We start from the raw sequence: 18,115 nt of genomic DNA on the forward strand, positions 1-18,115 counted from the left end.
GGATTTATGTTAGGCGGCAGATTATAGTAAACTGTATACAACTACATAACGTAAGGGTGGGCATGATATGAAGGCTTTTGAACGGCGGGATCTGGTCATTAATGAGCTCTACAGGCATAAGAAGGTTCACGTTGCGGATCTGGCGCAGAAATTCGGTGTATCGGAGGAGACGATCCGGCGCGATCTCGACCGGCTGGACAAGGAGGGCATTGCCAAGAAGAATTACGGCGGGGCGATTCTGAACGCTCACACCAACGAGGACCCCTCTTACTCGCACAGGCATCAGGTCAACATTGAAGCGAAGCGGAGGATTGCGGTAAGGCTGCTGGAGCTGATTAATGACGGGGACAGTGTGATGACGGACACCAGCACAACGGCTTTTGAAGGCTTGCGGAGAATCGTGGAGGACAAAAAAAATCTGACCATCATCACCAATTCCCTGGCGGTATTGTCAGAATTCCAGCATTCCGGGCAAAAGCTCATCTGCACGGGAGGCCTGCTCGGGCCGGAGACCAGCTCTTTCGTAGGGCCTACGGCCTCGCAGACGATTCTGAAATATAATGTGGATGTGGCCATATTCAGCTGCAAGGCACTCTCCATGGCGGGCGGACTCTGTGATTCCAACGAAGCGGAGACCGAGCTTAAGGTGCTGATGCAGCAGCAGGCGAGCAAGGTGATCCTTCTGGCTGACCATTCCAAGTTCGACCGAATCGCCTTCATCCGTCTGTTCAGCTTCGACAAGGTCGATTATATCGTCACCGATCAGCGGCCGTCTGAGGAATGGATGGAGTTCCTTGCCAAGTATCAGATCTCCCTGCTCTACCCTGTTGACTCACAATAAGTCTTAATTTTCACGCTTAAAAGCCTGCGCCGACACGTACACGAACCGTTCCGCTCTGGCCATCATATGGAACTTCTGCTCCGGGAAGTGGCGGTACAGGTAATCCACGAAATAGCCCGGATTCTCGGCATTGCCGGCGAACAGGTCATAATGCAGCGGCACCACAGTCTCAAAGCCTGAGGTCGCCGCGAACTCCGCCGCTTCCCGGTAATTCATATTGCCGACGATATTGCGGCTCCCCCGGTAATAATCGCGTCCATTAATCGGCAGCAGCGCCAGATCGATCTTCCGGCTGCCTACCTCCTCAATCAGCTCAGGGAACAGCACGGTATCCCCGGCATGATACAGCCTGACCCCGTTCAGCTCCAGAATGTAGCCCACGTACTTAGGATGACCCTGTTCATCACGCTCCAGTTGCTCATGCGCCGCTGCCACCGGATATACCTTCAGCCCTTGTGCGGGCTCTGCCTCCTGACCGGGCAGGGCAGCAGCCAGACGCTCCGTGCCGATGCCCAGCTCCTGCAGACGCTCCAGGCAGACAGCCGGAGCCATGAACTGCGCGCCCGGATTCAGTCCGGCCAGCACCGGGAGGGCCTCCTCATCCAGATGATCCGAATGGTCGTGGGTAATCAGGCAGACCTCCATATTCGTAATCTCCCCGGGCAGGGCTGGCGGCGGGAAAGTGCGGTCCGGGTTCGGGGATACATAAGGATCAATATAGACGGTCACCCCCGCCCCCTTGACAATAACGCTGGCTTGTCCGAGGAACCAGACCGCCAGGCAGCCGTAAGGCACCTCTGTGCTGCGGATTTCTTCGATCAATTCTTGTCCTGTTAATGGCATAATAGTATGCTCCCTTCCTCTTCTATCTCTCATTCATCATGGCTGGCTGTTACATCCCTGTTTAGTTTATACCCGCCGGAAGTCAAATGGAAGCGCTTGTACAAATCCCTGCTTGTTACGGGTGCCGAATGATGGGTACAATTATTAAATAGTGTAACTACAACAGGATAGGTAAAGGACAGGTGAAATGAATGCAGAATTACGGATTCGCAAGAGTCGCCGCCGCTTCCCCGGAACTCCGGGTGGCTGACTGCGTATTCAATGCAGACCAGATTATTGAAGCCATCAATACAGCCAGCACCCAGGAGGTGGAGTACCTGGTACTCCCGGAGCTGTGCATCACCGGCTACAGCTGTGCGGACCTGTTCCTCCAGCCCCGGCTGCTGGAATCCGCGATGCAGGCGCTGCTGCGGATTACAGCCGCAACGGCAGAGCACCGGATGATTGTCATTGCCGGTCTGCCGGTCTCCATCAAGAGCAGGCTGTTTAACTGTGCCGCTGTCCTCCAGCAGGGCCGGATTCTAGGGATTGTGGTCAAGACCTGCATTCCCGGCTACAGCGAATTCTATGAGCCGCGCTGGTTCGCCGGAGCGGAGGAGCTGGAGGTGACCGAGCTGCGGATCGGCGGATCGGCGGTGCCGGTGGGCAATGATCTGATTTTTGCCTGTGAGAGTGACGGGAACCTGTCGTTCGGTGTGGAGATCTGCGAGGATCTCTGGGTGCCGGTGCCGCCAAGCAGCCTGCTGGCCCAGGCCGGGGCCACGCTGCTGTTCAACCCGTCAGCCAGCAACGAGCTGGTCGGCAAGGCTGATTACCGCCGCCAGCTGGTCGGCAGCCAGTCTGCCTCCTGTGTGGCCGGTTATGTCTATGCCAGCTGTAATACCGGCGAGTCGACAACAGACGTTGTCTTCGGTGGACATTCGCTGATCGCAGAGAACGGCCAGCTGCTGGCCGAATCGGAACGCTTCACCCACGAGAGCCGGATGATTACCGCCGACATTGACCTTCCGCGGCTTCAGTATTCCCGCACCGTGATGGGAACGTTCCGGGCCGGCAAGGGCGGACGCAATTACCGCGAGATTCTCTACGCTGCGCCGCTCAGCAGCAGCACCCGGCGGGAGCTGAAACGAAGCGTAGGCGTCAACCCGTTCGTGCCGGGCAATCCGCTCCAGCGGGACGAACGCTGCCAGGAGATTCTCTCGATCCAGACCTCCGGCCTGATGAAGCGTATCCGTCACATCGGCACCAAGCAGGCTGTGATCGGCATCTCCGGCGGCCTCGACTCTACGCTTGCGCTGCTGGTTGCCGTGCGGGCTATGGAGCTGCTCGGGCGTCCGGCCAGTGATGTGCTGGCGGTCACAATGCCGGGCTTCGGCACGACCAGCCGCACGTACGACAACGCGGTAGGCTTGATCAAGGCACTCGGCGCCTCGATGAAGGTCGTTGACATCAAGGCGGCCTGCCTCCAGCATTTCGCGGACATCGGCCACGACCCCGAGGTGCATGACCTGACTTACGAGAACGTACAAGCCCGCGAGCGTACCCAGATTCTGATGGACCTCGCCAACAAGAACGGCGGGATTGTCATAGGTACAGGCGACCTGTCCGAGCTTGCGCTGGGCTGGTGTACCTATAACGGCGATCATATGTCGATGTACAGCGTGAATTCGGGCATTCCGAAGACGCTGATCCAGTATGTTGTCGCCTGGTATGCGGACCACGAAGCAGACGAGACGGTGAGCAAGTATCTCTACAGCATCATCGAGACCGGAATCAGTCCGGAGCTGCTGCCGCCTTCGGCAACCGGAGAGATTGTCCAGCTGACCGAGAATATTCTGGGCCCTTACATTGTGCATGACTTCTTCCTGTATTACATGCTGCGTACAGGCGCTTCTCCCGGCAAAATGCTCTATCTCGCCCAGCACGCCTTCGGCGAAGCCTACCCTAAGGAGCAACTAACCGCCTGGCTGAAGGTGTTCGTCACCCGCTTCTTCACCCAGCAGTTCAAGCGCTCCTGCCTGCCGGACGGACCGAAGGTCGGTACGGTCAGCCTCTCGCCGCGCGGCGACTGGCGCATGCCAAGCGATGCTTCCGCCGCGCTCTGGCTCCAGGAAATCGAAGAACTGTAGCTCCTGGCCGCAGCAGCATGGCCTAAGGCAAAGAGGCGTCCCCCATCATCACAGGATGATCAGGGACGCCTCTTTTGTCAGCAATCTGCTTCACTCATACCGATTATCAAGAATCAAGACTTCATCGCTGCCGAACGGAGTCTGAATCGTTACCGTCTCTCCCGGGCACGCCAGAATCAGCCCTCTGCCCATGGGCGACCAGAGTGAGATGCAGAATTCATCCAGCTCGGCTTCACCGGGGATGACAATCCGGTACGGCTCATCAAGCGTCTCCTGGCCGATCCGCAGCGACACCCGGGACCCGACCAGCACCATAGAACGCTCCAGCGCATCGTTGTCACCGGACAGAATCCGCTCCACCGTCTCCTGATAGCGCTTGATCATCGCCTGTACCTCTGCCCGCTCAGCCGGAGACTCCCACGTTCCCCTGTCCAGAATGGAGAATTTATGCTCATCGAGATAGACCAGCTGCTGCACCAGCTCCTCGCGTAAGGAAACGGTTCTGAGACTATGGCTCATAGTAGATTTCACCTACCTTCTTCATCAGGTCATGCTCGAAAATACGCTGGTTCCTGCTCATAGCCCTCAGTCCTCCTATATAAGAAAATAGGTCCCGCGCAGGGACCTATTCTCTATGATAGCATCTTTCCCGGGAAAGACAATCTCATGTGCAGGGGATGGCGTGCTCCGGTTCAACCCTTCACAGAATCGGCAGATTTCCCGGATGTTCCGGCAGCGGCCCGGCTGTACATATTCAGGTCCTGCAGCTTAATCAGCACCTTGCCGAATCGTCCTCCTTGGCGGACAACGACTTGCTGCTGCGGGTAGGCCGTGTGCAGATAGTCTGTAACTACCTTGAGGGTAGCCTCTCCCCCGTCCAGATGATGCAGCGGCAGCATCTCCATCACCTCAGCGGCTGCTGCTTCCAGTGACAGCTCCTTGCTTTTCGCTTCGCGGGTAATGATCGTCTCATAGGAATAGCCCTTCAAATATAATAATTGGGTCAGATAAGCCATATCCGAGGACTCTGCATGAACCTCCCGGCCCGTCAGCAGCGGCAATACTTCATTCATCAGGCTATGCTCCTGCACACCTGCCGAGGTGCTGATATAGCAGTATTGCCGGGCACAGCTGATCACCTTCTCCGTGCTCTCCCAGTCGAAGACCGCAGGACACATGGAGACGAAGACCAGATCGAAGGCGTTCAGCCAACCCCGTGCGGCAATGTCGATATTCTCGAATGCTTCATGCACCAGCTCCACCTGTCCCGTAGCCGCTCCGGCCGTGTTCTTCAGGAACAGCTCCGCCAAGGGAACATTAGGCTCTACTGCTGTAACCTTGGCCCCCCGCTCGATAAAAGGAACCGTGAACCCGCCCGAAGCCGCCCCCACATCGAGAACAGTCAACCCGTTAAAATCCACGCCCTGGCCTTCCATCCAGCCGATAATCCGCTCGCTCCGGTCCCGCCCGGCACTGCTGAATACCTCTTCATTGAACACCTGCGCTTTATGATCGAAGCTCGTGTGCGGATTCATACCCATCGCCTTGAACTTGTTGGCCATTGCCTTGGGATCTTCCTTCCAGGCCTTCTCCCATACGCTTGCATCGAATAATCCGTTATTCATTACTAATTCATCCTCTCCTGAATGTCTTGATTTTCTTAACTGCAATGCAATTACATAGACTTAAAAGATTTTGAATATCTATAATACCCGCTAAATAAAAACGGCTGTACCGCCCCTGAGGGGACGGTATCCGTTGCAGCGGGAAATAGCAGCACACAGAATGGCGCAGAATGACATTGCATGATGCCAGCGCTTATTGACAGGCCAGCATCTTCTCGGCAAGCTCGGACATCATTTTGTTACGCAAATAGTCTTCCATCTGCCCTTCGGCCTTGACCATCTCCTGCTGAATCAGACACTCACTGGGATGGTCCAGGGTACAGTCGAACAGCGACGCTGTGCCTTCAATGGCATGGATGATATCCAGAAACGAGATTTCGTCCCCCTTGCGCCGCAGACGATACCCGCCATTCGCCCCGGAGGCAGACTCGATCAGCCCGGCCTTGACCAGCTTCGTCAGAATCTTAGATAAATACGTAGGCGATACATTCTGCCGCTCGGCCAGCTGCTGCACGCCCATCGGCTTATCGGGAGTGTGCGCGACCAGGAACAGCATCGTGTGCAGAGCGTAGTTCGTTGCTTTGGAGTATTTCATCTCTTATTCCACCTTACATAAGGACTATGTCTGAAATTACAGACTTTATTTATCTATAATAGCGCTTATGTGGGGAGATTGCAAGGGGCAGGGGGGAATGAATGGGGCAAGGGATGGGGGAAGAATCAAAAGTGAATGCTGCTTTGTTGTTATTTCAGCAGGCAACCTACGTCCGCACCGGCACATTGCATTCGGTTTTCCGCCTACATCCAGCCCGCGCGCCTCCGCACTGCCCATTGTGTTCGGTTTTTCGCCTACATTTGGTTCGCGCGGTTCACACCTGCCCAATGTGATCGGTTTTTCGATTACATCTGGTCCGCACAGCACCATCCAGCGCAATGTGATCGGTTTTTCGATTACATCTGGTCCGCACAGCACCATCCAGCGCAATGTGATCGGTTTTTCGATTACATTCGGTCCGCGCACTACCATCCAGCGCAATGTGATCGGTTTTTCGATTACATTCGGTCCGCGCACTACCATCCAGCGCAATGTGATCGGTTTTTCGATTACATCTGGTCCGCGCACTACCATCCAGCGCAATGTGATCGGTTTTTCGATTACATTCGGTCCGCGCACTACCATCCAGCGCAATGTGATCGGTTTTTCGATTACATTTGGTCCGCGCACTACCATCCAGCACAATGTGATCGGTTTTTCGATTACATTCGGTCCGCGTACTACCATCCAGCGCAATGTGATCGGTTTTTCGATTACATTCGGTCCGCGCACCTCGCACTGGCACAATGTATTCACACTTTCCAGCACAACAAAAAAACAGAGCCCCGTACTCCCGAGGGCTCTGCATCGCAGCATTATCAATGGCTGAAATAGCCCGTCTACACGCCACTTACTTCCGCAAAGGGTACTGGAATCTGTATTCCCCGGAGCCGAGTGTAACCTTCACCACCTGTGCCAGCTGCTCAGCGGAATGAATGCCGGGGACCTGCTCAAGCGGCTGCCCGGCCGCCATTCCTGTCTCCGACACTTCGCCCAGCAAGGCGTCCGGCAACAGCACCGTAGCTGAGGTATTCGGGGGAATCACGGCGATCAGCCCGATTGTCCCGGAATCTATCGTCCATTCGGAGCGGATCGTCCCGTACATGGATTCCAGACTGGCGGCAGCCGAGGTCAGTCCGCCTCCCGGATGCGGCTGGATCAGGAACTGCTTATAGCCCGGCCCTTCCTCTGTCTGCTCGATCCCGGCCACATGGCGGTACAGGAAATCCCCTACCGCCCCATAAGCATAGTGGTTGAAGGAATTCATCGACGCACTCCAGAAGCTTCCGTCCTCCTTCACTCCGTCCCAGTGCTCCCAGATCGTAGTTGCGCCGTGGGTAATCGGATACAGCCAGGATGGATAGTCCGTCTGGAGCAGCAGCTTGTAGGCAGCCTCGGAATGTCCCGCATCCGCCAGCACCAGATTCAGATAAGGCGTTCCGACGAAGCCGGTCGTAAGGTGATACCCGCTCGCTTCCAGCAGCTGTATTAGTCTCGCCACCGTACGGTCCTTCGCACTCCCCTCCACTAGTCCGAACATTAACGCCAGCACACAGGCCGTCTGGGTAGCTGGCCCTTCCTCCCCCGCTGGCAGGATATACGCTTGGTTGAACGCATCTTTGACCTGGTGATGAAGCTGAGAGTATTTCTCTACATCTTCTGTCCTGCCCAGCACCTTCGCCGTCTTCTCCATCAGCTGGACCGAATAGGCATAGAAGGCCGTTGCGATATAATTCCGGTCCGTTGCACCCACATGACTGTCGGCCTTGGCATCCAGACCCAGCCAATCTCCGAAGTGGTCGCCGGTATTCCACAGGAACTCATCCGTACCCTGGCGGCGGATATACTCCACCCAGCCCTGCATGCTGCTGTACTGCTGCTCCAGAATCCGCTTATCCCCGTAACACTGGTAGACTGTCCACGGACAGATGACCGCCGCATCGCCCCAGGCTGCAGAGGAATGCGCCTCCTCCCCAAGCACATGCGGAATCACGTAGGGAACGCCGCCATCCTCCCGCTGATCCGCAGCCAGATCCCCCAGCCATTTGCTGAAAAACGGTGCTACATTCATCAGATACGCCGCCGTGCGGATGAACATCTGTGCGTCGCCGGTCCACCCCAGCCGTTCATCCCGCTGCGGGCAGTCGGTCGGCACATCGACGAAATTGCCCTTTTGCCCCCAGAGGATATTGTGCTGGAGCTGATTCAGCAGTGCATTGGAGCAGGTGAAGGTGCCGGTCGGCTCCATATCGGAATGCAGCACCACGCCTGTGAAGTCCTGCAGGTCCAGCGGGTCCGGGAAGCCGATCAGCTGGACATACCGGAAGCCCTGGAAGGTAAAACGCGGCTGGAAGCTCTCCCGGCCCCCGCCTCCGGCGATATAAGTAACGGTCTGCCGGGCTGTCCGCAGGTTCTCGGTATATACATTTCCCTGCTGATCCAGCACCTCGAAATGCCGCAGCTGATATTCCTGACCCGCCGCGCCATCTACGGTGAACCGCAGCCAGCCGACCATATTCTGGCCCATATCGAGCACTGTCTCCCCCGCAGGAGTGCGGATGAGAGCAACAGGTGCCAATTCCTGGACCGCCCGGACCGGATCATTCTCCTGTGCAAGCAGAATATGCTTGGCATACGGAAGAATCTCCGCAGCCAGCCACAGCGTGTCATCGTAACCCGGCGTGCTGAAGCCGAGCTGCGCCAGGCGGGCGTCATAGGTCTCCCCGTGATACAGCTCCGACATTAGCAGCGGGCCGGGCAACACCTTCCACTGCGGACCGCTCCCTATGATCTGCTCCGTGCCGTCCTTATAGGTGAGATGGAGCTGCAACAGCAGCGCTGTGCGGTTGCCATAGATATGCTTCCTGTGCTCCCAGCCGAGATTCCCTTTGTACCAGCCGTTCCCGAGCCAAGCTCCGGCCACATTGTCCCCTACCACCAGTTGTTCCGTTACATCATACGTCTGATACTGCAGGCGGTGGCTGTAACTGGTCCACCCAGGATTAAGATAAGTATCTCCGACCCGCACTCCGTTCAGCTCCAGCTCGTACAACCCGAGACTGGTCACATAGATCCGGGCCCGGGCGAGCGGCCGGTCCACCTGGAAGCTTCCGCGCAGCAGCGGACTTTGCTCCGCATCTTCCGCAAGGCAGGCCAAAGGAGCCGTAATCCATTCTGCGGTCCACTCCTCCGGCGAGAGCAGCCCCATCTCCCACCAGGCCGCCTGTGACCACTCCGTAGGGCGGTTGTGCTGATCCCATATTTTCACCCGGTAATAATAAATCTGCCTGGACTGCAGCTCCAGCCCCTTCAACTCGATATGGAGAGATTCACCAGACTCCACTCTGCCCGAGTCCCACCATATGCTCCCGAAATCCGCCGCACCTGCCACCTGTAATTGATACGCCTGCTGCCTCACATCGCGCTCATCCGCATGCAGCTGCCAGCTGATTCTCGGTAAGCGGATATCCAGTCCCAACGGATTCTCCTGGTACTCCACTCGCGGTTTTTGGATAGCTATCATTGAATACACCTCACCTTTTATAGGATTAATCCTGTATACCTGTATATATGATGCGCTTTCTATTACAATTATAGGATTCCGCTTGGTTTGCATGACCTGCAATATGGACATTACACCGGGGTAAAAAGGACTTTATGCCATCTGGAGGAGGGAACTGATGGATTCGGCCAACCATACGCTAAAAGGGGAGTATTTCTTCCGGGGCAATCTCCTGTTATATGTGAACCGCGCTACCGAGACCTATGATCTTCCGCTTCACTCCCATGACTTCATGGAGCTGACCTTCGTGGCCGAGGGCAAAGGATTTCATTATATCGGCCAGAAGGCTCACCCGACCGGCAAGGGCCAGCTGCACTTCATTCCTGTCGGCGTGTCCCATGTCTTCCGTCCGTCTTCACCCAGCTCTCTGCATGAGCCGCTTGTCGTGTACAATTGTTTGTTTAAGCCGGAGCTGCTGGACCGTCTTGCCTGCGTGATTCAAGACCCGCCGATTGCCTCCTACCTGGAGCAGATCAGAGAACAACGGCTGCCTTCCTTCTCCCTGACGGATCTGAATGGTTCCATAGAGAACCTGTTTCTGGCGCTTCACCGTGAGTTTCACCTGCCGCAGAGCGGCTCGGACGGCTATTTGCTGACCCTGTTCATTCAACTGCTGATCAGTATCTACAGGCTGGAGCATGATGAGATTCAGTTTCCGCTGGGCAAGCAGACGCAATTTTTGCAGATTCTGAATTACGTCCACCTGAACTATGTGCAGGAGATTACCCTGACGCATCTCTCACGCAGCTTCGACTGGAGTGAACGGCATCTTCAGCGGCTGTTCAAGGCACATACCGGGCAGACCTTCTACCGGTACCTGCAGAACGTCCGGATTCAGAAAAGCTGTCTGCTGCTAATCCAGCAGCCCAATTCGCCCGTTCACCTCATTGCAGAGCAGGTAGGCTACCGCGATCCGTCAACGTTCAATCTGGTGTTCAAGCGGATTATCGGCACCACACCGGGGATCTACCGACAAACACCGGGAAGGAAACAGATGGAAGCGGTGAACCCGGAGGAACAACTTTAACGCGGAATCATTGATGTTATTAGGAAATAGTGTTAGGCTATCAACGGTAAACTCCATTCCAGCTACACAGAAAGGTAGTCCTATGATTAAAGTTCAACACCTGTCCTTCTCCTTCCCGCAAAAAGAGCTCTACACTGACATTTCGTTTACGCTCGAAGAGGCGCAGCATTGCGCTTTTATCGGAACCAGCGGCAGCGGAAAAAGCACCCTGATCGATATCCTTATCGACCGGAACAGATATTTGTTCGACGGTACAATAGAGATGGAGCCTGATTGCAGCATCGGGTATGTGAGCCAGTTCGCCAAACCTGACCAGTCTCTAGACACCACCGTGTTTGAATATATAGCCGGACCTTTCATTAAGCTACAGGAGGAAATACAGCTCATCTGCACTGAGATGGAGACCTCGGCGGATATTGAGCCGCTGCTGGAGAAGTATCAACTGGCTCTGGACGCTTTTGAGGCTTTGGGCGGAGATGATTACGAGAGTCTCATTCACAAAAAGCTGAATCTGGCTGACCTCATGAAGCGCAGGGATCTTAAGGTATCCGAGCTGAGCGGCGGGGAATTCAAGCTTGTTCAGGTAATGAAGGAAATGCTGAACCGCCCCGACTTCCTGATTATGGATGAGCCGGATGTCTTCCTGGACTTCGAGAACCTGAATGCGCTCCGGCAGCTGATTAACGCTCATAAGGGAATTCTGCTGGTGGTTACGCACAACCGTTATCTGCTTAACCATTGTTTTAACAAAATCATTCACCTGGAAAATAAGGAGCTTCAGGAGTTTGACGGCCGTTATCTGGAGTACAACCTCTCCCTCCTTCAAACCAAAATAGAGCTGCAGGAGCTGGCCCTCGCTGAACAGGAAGAGATTGAGCGCAACGAGAACATCATCGATAACCTCCGGGCGATCGCCACGTATAATTCAGAAGCCTCCAGAGGAAGAGCACTGAAAGCGAGAGTGAAGTTCCAGGAAAGACTGGAGGCCCGCAGAATCAAAGCGCCGTTCGTGGACATTAAGCAGCCGCAGATTCATTTGGGGATGGTGCGTGAGCCGCAGGACACTGACGCTCCTGTAGTCACAGTCCAGGATTACCGGGCGGCCTTCGATGAGCTGCTGCTGGACAAGGTTAGCTTCGAGCTGAATGCTGGTGATAAAGTCGCCCTGATCGGTCCGAACGGTACCGGCAAAACAACCCTGCTGCGCGATATTGCGCGGGGCCGGCACGACTCTATAACCCTCAATCCGGAGGCTGCGGTAGCTTATCTGTCCCAGCTTCAAGGCGAAGTGCTGAACGATTCCAACACCCTGCTCGAAGAATTCATCGAGGCCGGGATGGCTACGTATGATGAGATCCGCTCCCATCTGGCAGGCTACGGCTTTGAAGGCGAGATCGTGAACCAGAGAATAGCAGCCCTGTCCGGCGGCGAAAAGAATTTGTTACAGCTGGCCAAGGTGTCTGCCCTGAAGGCCAATGTCCTGCTGCTAGACGAGCCGACCAGCCATCTGGACACCTACACGCAAATCGCGCTGGACCAAGCTATCCAGGAGTACAAGGGCGCGATTCTCATGATCTCCCATGATTTCTATTCCGTAGTCAACGGGATGGATTATGTACTGATCATTGACGATAAGACGGTCCGCAAAATGACGATCAAGAAATTCAAGAAGATGATCTATGCCCGGCATTTCGATAAAGATTACCTGGAGCTGGAGCAGAAGAAGAAAGCAGCCGAGACCCGGGTAGAACTGGCGCTGAAGGATAATAATTTTGAGCTTGCCAAAAGTCTGGTTGCTGAGCTAGAAGAGCTGATTAAACGGATGTAAGCAGACAAGAACAGTTATATGTTCAAAAAAAGGCCGCCAATTTCGGCAGGATGTAGTGAAAACTCTCCTGCCGAAATGGCGGCCTTATTGATGTGCATTACCCTGCCTGGACGGGCAGATCAGACGCAAGAATCAGGCAAAAGTCAAATGAACCGTATGGATCTCATAAGGCTTGAAATCAAGCCGGATCGCAGGCCCCTCTACTGCCTCAGTATCCAGCGGGCGTTCCATCAGATCGCGCACCTGCCAGGAGGAGACGGCATAATCGCTGCTGACATCCGCCGTGCAGCGTGTTCCGGTGAACTCATGCAGCCGGACGATACAGCCACTGCCGTCTTCGGCCAGCTTCACAGCATCGATCGCAATGTTCGGGGCATCGCAGATGATCAGGGATTTGCCGGCTCCGGCAGTGTAGGCTCCTTCGACGGCCAGCAGCGGCTGGTTCAGCGCCCATGCTTCCTGCACCGTGCCCGCAGCCACCCAATCCCCTTCATGCGGAAGCAGCGCATACGTGAAGTTATGCTCGCCCTGATCCGCCAGCCGGTCAGGGCTGGTTGCCGATTTGATCAGCGACAGCCGCATCGTATGAGCCTTGATGTCATAGCCGTATTTGCAGTCGTTCAGCAGGCTGACCCCGTAGCCCCGCTCCGACAGATCGGCCCACTGATGGCCCACACTCTCAAACCGTGCATAATCCCAGCTTGTATTCCAGTGAGTCGGCCGCTTCACATTGCCGAACTGGATATCATAGGTCGCTTCCGTAGCCCTCACGGCAACCGGGAAGGCCGCCTTCAGCAACTGGTGCTGCTCATGCCAGTCTACATAGGTCTCGAAATCAATCCGTGCGCTTCCGGCATACACCTTGACCTTCTGGATAATCGAGGAATCCATGTAGCTCCAGACGAATTCCAGCACCGCCTGGAGCGGGCCGCATTCGGTCAGCTTGACGGAGCGCAGATTGGTGATGACCTGCATTTTCTCCTGGTAGAAGAGGTCGATATCCCACGCATCAAACATCTTCGGCTTATCCTCGAACACTTGGAGTACATTGCCGCATTCGCCCGGTGCCAGCACCTCGCGCGCGGCGCTGCGGTCGAAGACCCGGCTAAGCTGTCCAGATGCATTCCACTCCAGAATATAATAAGGAGTCGTTAGTGTGGAATCCTGCCAGTGGAAAGGAACGGTAGGTTCCGGCTGAGCGGCTTCGGAACCGCCAGGCTCAGCGGCCACAATCACTGCGCTCCCCATTGCCGGGACCGCCGGCGTCTCCACCAGCCACTGCCCGCCGGAGCGCTGTGCAGTAAGCCGGTTACCTTCAGCATCTGTCCAGACAGCATTCTCCGCATCATGAGGCACAGTTGCCAGCCGGGGAGCGGTGAAGAATGCGCTGTTAAACAGCGTATATTCTGTCTGCACCGGGGCTTCCGCCGGAGGGAGGTCTGCTTGCGCCGCAAGCGAACCTTCGGCAGACGCAGACGCGGGACCGACAAGTCCCTCCACAGCCGCTGTCCGCGCCGCCAGGCCAAGCTGCTCTGCTTCGGCATATTCCACCCGGGAATCCTGGTACACCTCATGAATGGAGGAGCCGGGAATAATATCGTGGAACTGGTTGCGCAGAATGATCTGCCAGCCTTCCAGGAGCGCGTCCGCAGGATACTGGCCGAATCCGCCGCTCTCCGCCGCCCAGAGCATCTGCAGCCATTCCGCTTCGCGGTATAGCAGCTCCAGCTTGCGGTTCATTTTTTTATTATAGGCCTGGCTGGTATAAGTTCCCCGGTGGTACTCCAGATATAGCTCCCCGTCCCAGGTATGCACATACTCCTCCGTAGCATCTATCGTCTCATGGAGACGCTCGAAGTACTCCGCTGCCCGGCCTGTCTTCACCTGCGGAAGACCCGGCATCGTATCCAGCCGCCGCCGCATCTCCAGCATCTCGCGGTTAACACCGCCGCCCCCGTCCCCGTAACCATAGGACAACAGCAGCTCACGGTTCAGGTTCTTGTCCCGGTACTGTTCCCAGATGCCCTGCACAGAGAAAGGCTCGATCAGGCCGTTATAGGTGTAATACCAGGCCCCCGAATCCGGTCCCTCGGGTGTGGTGATGAAGTGGGTCAGCACCTCACTGCCGTCAATCCCCCTCCACTGGAAGGTATCATGCGGCATCCGGTTGTACTGGCTCCAGCTGATCTTGGTGGTCATGAAGGTGTCAATACCCGACTTGCGCAGAATCTGCGGCAGCGCCCAGCTATACCCGAACACATCCGGCAGCCATAGATATTTGCAGTCCACCCCGAACTCCTCGCGGAAAAACTTCGTCCCGTACAGAATCTGCCGCACCAGCGACTCACCGCTCGTCAGATTGCAGTCCGCTTCCAGCCACATTGCCCCTCCGGCTTCCCAGCGGCCTTCCTCTACACGCTCTTTGATCTCACTGTAAATTTCCGGGTAATCCTGCTTGATATAGGCATAGAGCTGAGGCTGGGTCTGCAAAAAAATGTACTCCGGGAACTCCTTCATCAGCCGCAGTACGGTGGAGAAGGAGCGGGCCGCTTTCTCCCGGGTGTGGGTAAGCCGCCACAGCCAGGCCACATCGATGTGTGTATGGCCGATGGCGGTTACCGTTACGGGATGCTCCTGCTCCAGCCGGGACAGGTCTGCGAGCAGGCTTGACTCGGCCTCCTGAACTGAGGCATAGAACGCCGCGCTTCCGGGTCTGGACCAGTCCAGCTTGTTAAAGGCCTTGTTCAAGGCGGTTAGCAGCTCATGCTTCTGAATCTGGCTGTCTTGTAGCTGCTTGATCGTACCCAGCGCAGCCCGGCCGGTATAATAGAGATTGTCAGTGGACTCATCCAGATAGGCCAGCTCCGCCCGCTTGATCTTGTGCTCCTGCGGGATGAGCTGCCCGTCGCCGTTCAGGCCTGACCATAAGCGGAAGGTGAATTTCAGCTCCCGCCCGGCCGCGCCGTCTTCCAGAAATACCTCCTGATGGTTGGAGTCCACCCCCTGATAAGGCTTCCCGTCCAGGTACAGCAGCGATTCGAACCCGCTGTTATTGCCCCCGCCGGTACGTCCGAAATCGAACAGCCCGACAACACGTTTCCCCCGCCATTCGGCTGGAACGGTTACCTTGCGGTGCAGCCACAGATAAGCATCATAGCCGGTCCAATGCTCCCCGGTCCGCAGCTTCCTGTCACCATCAAGAACAGGCGGATAGGCACCATTAGCCCCCTCCAGATCCTCAGTAACCTGCCACTCCTCAAGCATAATCCCCTCACGGTACCTGTAACTCTCCAGCTCTCTCAACCGCGCACCAAGCTTATCTTCTGTCCAGAACATTAACATTCTCCTCTCATGTTATAACACGTGTTATTAAGCAGGCAAAAGTAGTGGGCGGGCTGAGATCAGGTGCATTAGTGCTCCTTATTGGCTCTCCTAGCCCACTTTCGGCTAATTCAGGGGCACTAGTGCTCCTCATTCACTCACCCAGCCCACTTTCGGCTAATTCAGGGGCACTAATGCTCCTCATTCGCTCTCCCAGCCCACATTCGGCTAATTCAGGGGCACTAATGCTCCTCATTCGCTCTCCCAGCTCACTTTCGACAAATTCAGGGGCACTTGTGCTCCTCATTCACTCACCCAGCCCACTTTCGGTAAATTCAGGTGCACTTGTGCTCCTCAGTCGCTCATCTAGCTCACCTCAAGTAGCACATCCAGCCCACTTCCAGCCAACTCAAAGGGATTTATCCCTCTCCTTCCTGCTTCTGGCCCATCCGGCGCACTCCACGCTACCAGCCGCGTCAGCTCCACTACCTCCAGCACTTAACACTTTAGCTCCGCTTCCACCAGCAGCTACGCGCTTTCCCCCGCCCTCAACACGGCCGGGAGCCAGATTTTCCCGGCCTGATGACCAGCCTTGTTGCCGTTCCCTCCGCTCATCTGTGCGAGCAGGCAGCGGACGGCTTCCTCTCCCATACTCACATAGGGGATCTCTACGCAGCTTAAGGAGGGCAGGCTGAGCCGGTCGCCTTGAATCGTGTTGTCTGCTGCCATAATACGCAGGTCTGCGCCGATCCGTAGGCCCAGCTTATGAGCAGCCCGGTACAGGTCAGGGATCGCGCTCGACCAGTTAACCAGGAGCGGCGCAGACGGCTGACCGCTGCCCACCGTAAGCCTCTGGAGACAATCTGCCCACGCGCCGCCATGCTCCTCCAAACGAACGATTACCGGCTCCATCCCGCGCGATGTACACCAGCTTGTGTAGGCCTCCCGGCGGTTCCGCTCCGCCCAGTTATCCGCCTCCCCCTCGTGGTACACCTCGGCGTAGACCGGCCCCGGCTGCTGTGCCGTGCTTTCCCGCATCAAATAATTCATTGCGGTCTCCACACTGCCTGAATAATCGGCCAGTACAGACTGTACTCCCGGCACTTCCGCATACCCTTCCACGGAGACGTAGGGGACTCCGGCAGCGCTGACACGGGAGGCCCATTCCTCGTCCCGGTAGCTGGTGTGGTCCAGAGTGACAATGCCGTCGATCTTCCGTTGGTGATACAATTCCAGCAGCTCGGCTCTGCCGCCCGCATTCCCCTTGGGGCGCGGGGAACAGAGCAGGATGTGATACCCGCCCAGCTCACACTCCCGCTGCATTCCTTCCAGCAGCCGGATGAACAGCGGATGACGCGTATCCCCGTAAGCGGCCAGCGTCATGCTTCTTCCTGTCTTCATGCTGCGCGCACCCGCGTCCACATGATAATTCAGCTCACGGATGGCTTCCAGCACAGCCTCGCGCGTATCGGCTCCAACGCCAATGCCGGGCGTATCGTTCAGCACCGCAGAGACTACACTGCGCGACACGCCAGCCCTTTTGGCTACATCGAAGCTGGTCACTCTTTTTTTGCTCATACTAATTAGCACCTCAAGGGAAGTATAACACGTGTTATAAATCAATGTATAGCGTCTTAATCATCATACCCATCCGCCCCAAAAAGCCCCGCAGCCCATAATCAACATCATTCATGGCACGGGGCAATTTATTTATTTCTGCAGCTCCTGGTCCTTTTGCTTCAGCAGGTCGGCGTATTCTTCCTTGTACTGTTCCAGCTTCTGCTTGAGCTCGGCATTGCCGGGACTCGTCTTCAGCAGGCTGCTGGTGGTCAGGATGTTAGTTACCACGGAATCAATCTTCTCGTCAATAATATCAATTTTGCTCTTGGCCGCAGTCAAAGCAGGATCTGGTGTAGTCACCGGCACTGGACCAACCAGCGAGCTTCTCTCGTCGGACAACGGAGGAGCGGCTTGTCCTTTATCATCCAGGCTAATCGTTTTGCCCTTCACTGTCACTTTGAACCCGGCCAATTCACCAATCGCCCGTACGGGCGCGTAGCTCTTGCCATCAATCACAATGGCCGGATCTGCCAGCTTTTTTCCATACACATTTACCGTATACTCCGCCTGAATGGCCTTTCCTACCAGTGTTGCAGAAGCACCCAGCGCCTGCGCACCCACCATCAGTATCGCTCCGGCAATGACGCCGGCAGCAATCTTTTTCATAAGAAATTCACTCCCTGTATAAGACTATGACTATTATTCTATCATTTTATAGCGGCGGGTGCTTCTCTTCAGTTGTAAATTGGCTTACAGTTATTTTTTCCCAATGAGAAAAGAGTTC

General features: G+C 55.9%; 13 protein-coding genes. 5 read left to right on the top strand and 8 right to left on the bottom strand.

The annotated features are described in order from the left end of the window. The first annotated feature begins 67 nt into the window (after positions 1-67). Positions 68-841 (top strand): DeoR/GlpR family DNA-binding transcription regulator, encoded by a 774-nt coding sequence (locus J2Z70_RS08100; RefSeq protein WP_209871324.1) that lies wholly within the window; start codon positions 68-70, stop codon positions 839-841. 3 nt (positions 842-844) lie between these two features. Here J2Z70_RS08100 and J2Z70_RS08105 read toward each other — a convergent pair whose 3' ends face one another. Further along, entirely contained in the window at positions 845-1,684 is an 840-nt protein-coding gene (locus J2Z70_RS08105) for an MBL fold metallo-hydrolase (protein ID WP_209871327.1), read from the bottom strand. Positions 1,685-1,875: 191 nt separating this feature from the next. Between J2Z70_RS08105 and J2Z70_RS08110 the strand changes: the two genes are divergently transcribed. Then, entirely contained in the window at positions 1,876-3,813 is a 1,938-nt protein-coding gene (locus J2Z70_RS08110; RefSeq protein ID WP_209871330.1) for an NAD(+) synthase, read from the top strand. Between the two features lie 90 nt (positions 3,814-3,903). Here J2Z70_RS08110 and J2Z70_RS08115 read toward each other — a convergent pair whose 3' ends face one another. The 3 genes from J2Z70_RS08115 to J2Z70_RS08125 form a co-directional block, all read right to left on the bottom strand. Further along, positions 3,904-4,332 (bottom strand): GreA/GreB family elongation factor, encoded by a 429-nt coding sequence (locus J2Z70_RS08115; protein ID WP_036731739.1) that lies wholly within the window; start codon positions 4,330-4,332, stop codon positions 3,904-3,906. A 173-nt stretch (positions 4,333-4,505) separates the two neighbouring features. Continuing rightward, positions 4,506-5,438 (bottom strand): class I SAM-dependent methyltransferase, encoded by a 933-nt coding sequence (locus J2Z70_RS08120; protein WP_209871334.1) that lies wholly within the window; start codon positions 5,436-5,438, stop codon positions 4,506-4,508. 193 nt (positions 5,439-5,631) lie between these two features. Further along, entirely contained in the window at positions 5,632-6,033 is a 402-nt protein-coding gene (locus J2Z70_RS08125) for an RrF2 family transcriptional regulator (RefSeq protein ID WP_209871337.1), read from the bottom strand. A 97-nt stretch (positions 6,034-6,130) separates the two neighbouring features. On the opposite strand from J2Z70_RS08125, the gene J2Z70_RS08130 reads away from it, so the two are divergent. After that, complete coding sequence (locus tag J2Z70_RS08130) at positions 6,131-6,862, top strand: right-handed parallel beta-helix repeat-containing protein (protein ID WP_209871340.1); 732 nt, start codon at positions 6,131-6,133, stop codon at positions 6,860-6,862. Between the two features lie 21 nt (positions 6,863-6,883). Here J2Z70_RS08130 and J2Z70_RS08135 read toward each other — a convergent pair whose 3' ends face one another. Next, a complete protein-coding gene (locus tag J2Z70_RS08135) occupies positions 6,884-9,556 on the bottom strand; it encodes a glycoside hydrolase family 78 protein (protein WP_209871343.1) in 2,673 nt (890 codons plus the stop codon). A 157-nt stretch (positions 9,557-9,713) separates the two neighbouring features. Here J2Z70_RS08135 and J2Z70_RS08140 point away from each other — a divergent pair, with 157 nt between their 5' ends. Beyond that, complete coding sequence (locus J2Z70_RS08140) at positions 9,714-10,622, top strand: helix-turn-helix transcriptional regulator (RefSeq protein WP_209871346.1); 909 nt, start codon at positions 9,714-9,716, stop codon at positions 10,620-10,622. A gap of 82 nt (positions 10,623-10,704) precedes the next feature. Next, positions 10,705-12,450, top strand: coding sequence for an ABC-F family ATP-binding cassette domain-containing protein (locus J2Z70_RS08145; protein ID WP_209871350.1), 1,746 nt, complete (start codon positions 10,705-10,707; stop codon positions 12,448-12,450). A gap of 132 nt (positions 12,451-12,582) precedes the next feature. On the opposite strand, the gene J2Z70_RS08150 is transcribed toward J2Z70_RS08145, so the two are convergent. The 3 genes from J2Z70_RS08150 to J2Z70_RS08160 all read right to left on the bottom strand — a co-directional run bounded on the left by J2Z70_RS08150 (position 12,583) and on the right by J2Z70_RS08160 (position 17,997). Continuing rightward, complete coding sequence (locus J2Z70_RS08150; protein WP_209871352.1) at positions 12,583-15,786, bottom strand: alpha-mannosidase; 3,204 nt, start codon at positions 15,784-15,786, stop codon at positions 12,583-12,585. Positions 15,787-16,299: 513 nt separating this feature from the next. Continuing rightward, positions 16,300-17,349 carry a LacI family DNA-binding transcriptional regulator gene (locus J2Z70_RS08155; protein ID WP_209871356.1) on the bottom strand — a complete coding sequence of 350 codons (1,050 nt, stop codon included), beginning with the start codon at positions 17,347-17,349 and terminating at the stop codon, positions 16,300-16,302. 132 nt (positions 17,350-17,481) lie between these two features. Continuing rightward, positions 17,482-17,997: a stalk domain-containing protein gene (locus J2Z70_RS08160; RefSeq protein WP_209871359.1), complete on the bottom strand. Its 516-nt coding sequence runs from the start codon at positions 17,995-17,997 to the stop codon at positions 17,482-17,484. Positions 17,998-18,115 lie beyond the last annotated feature (118 nt).

The organism is Paenibacillus silagei (assembly GCF_017874735.1).
In the GTDB taxonomy this organism is placed as follows: Bacteria; Bacillota; Bacilli; order Paenibacillales; family Paenibacillaceae; genus Paenibacillus_AQ; species Paenibacillus_AQ silagei.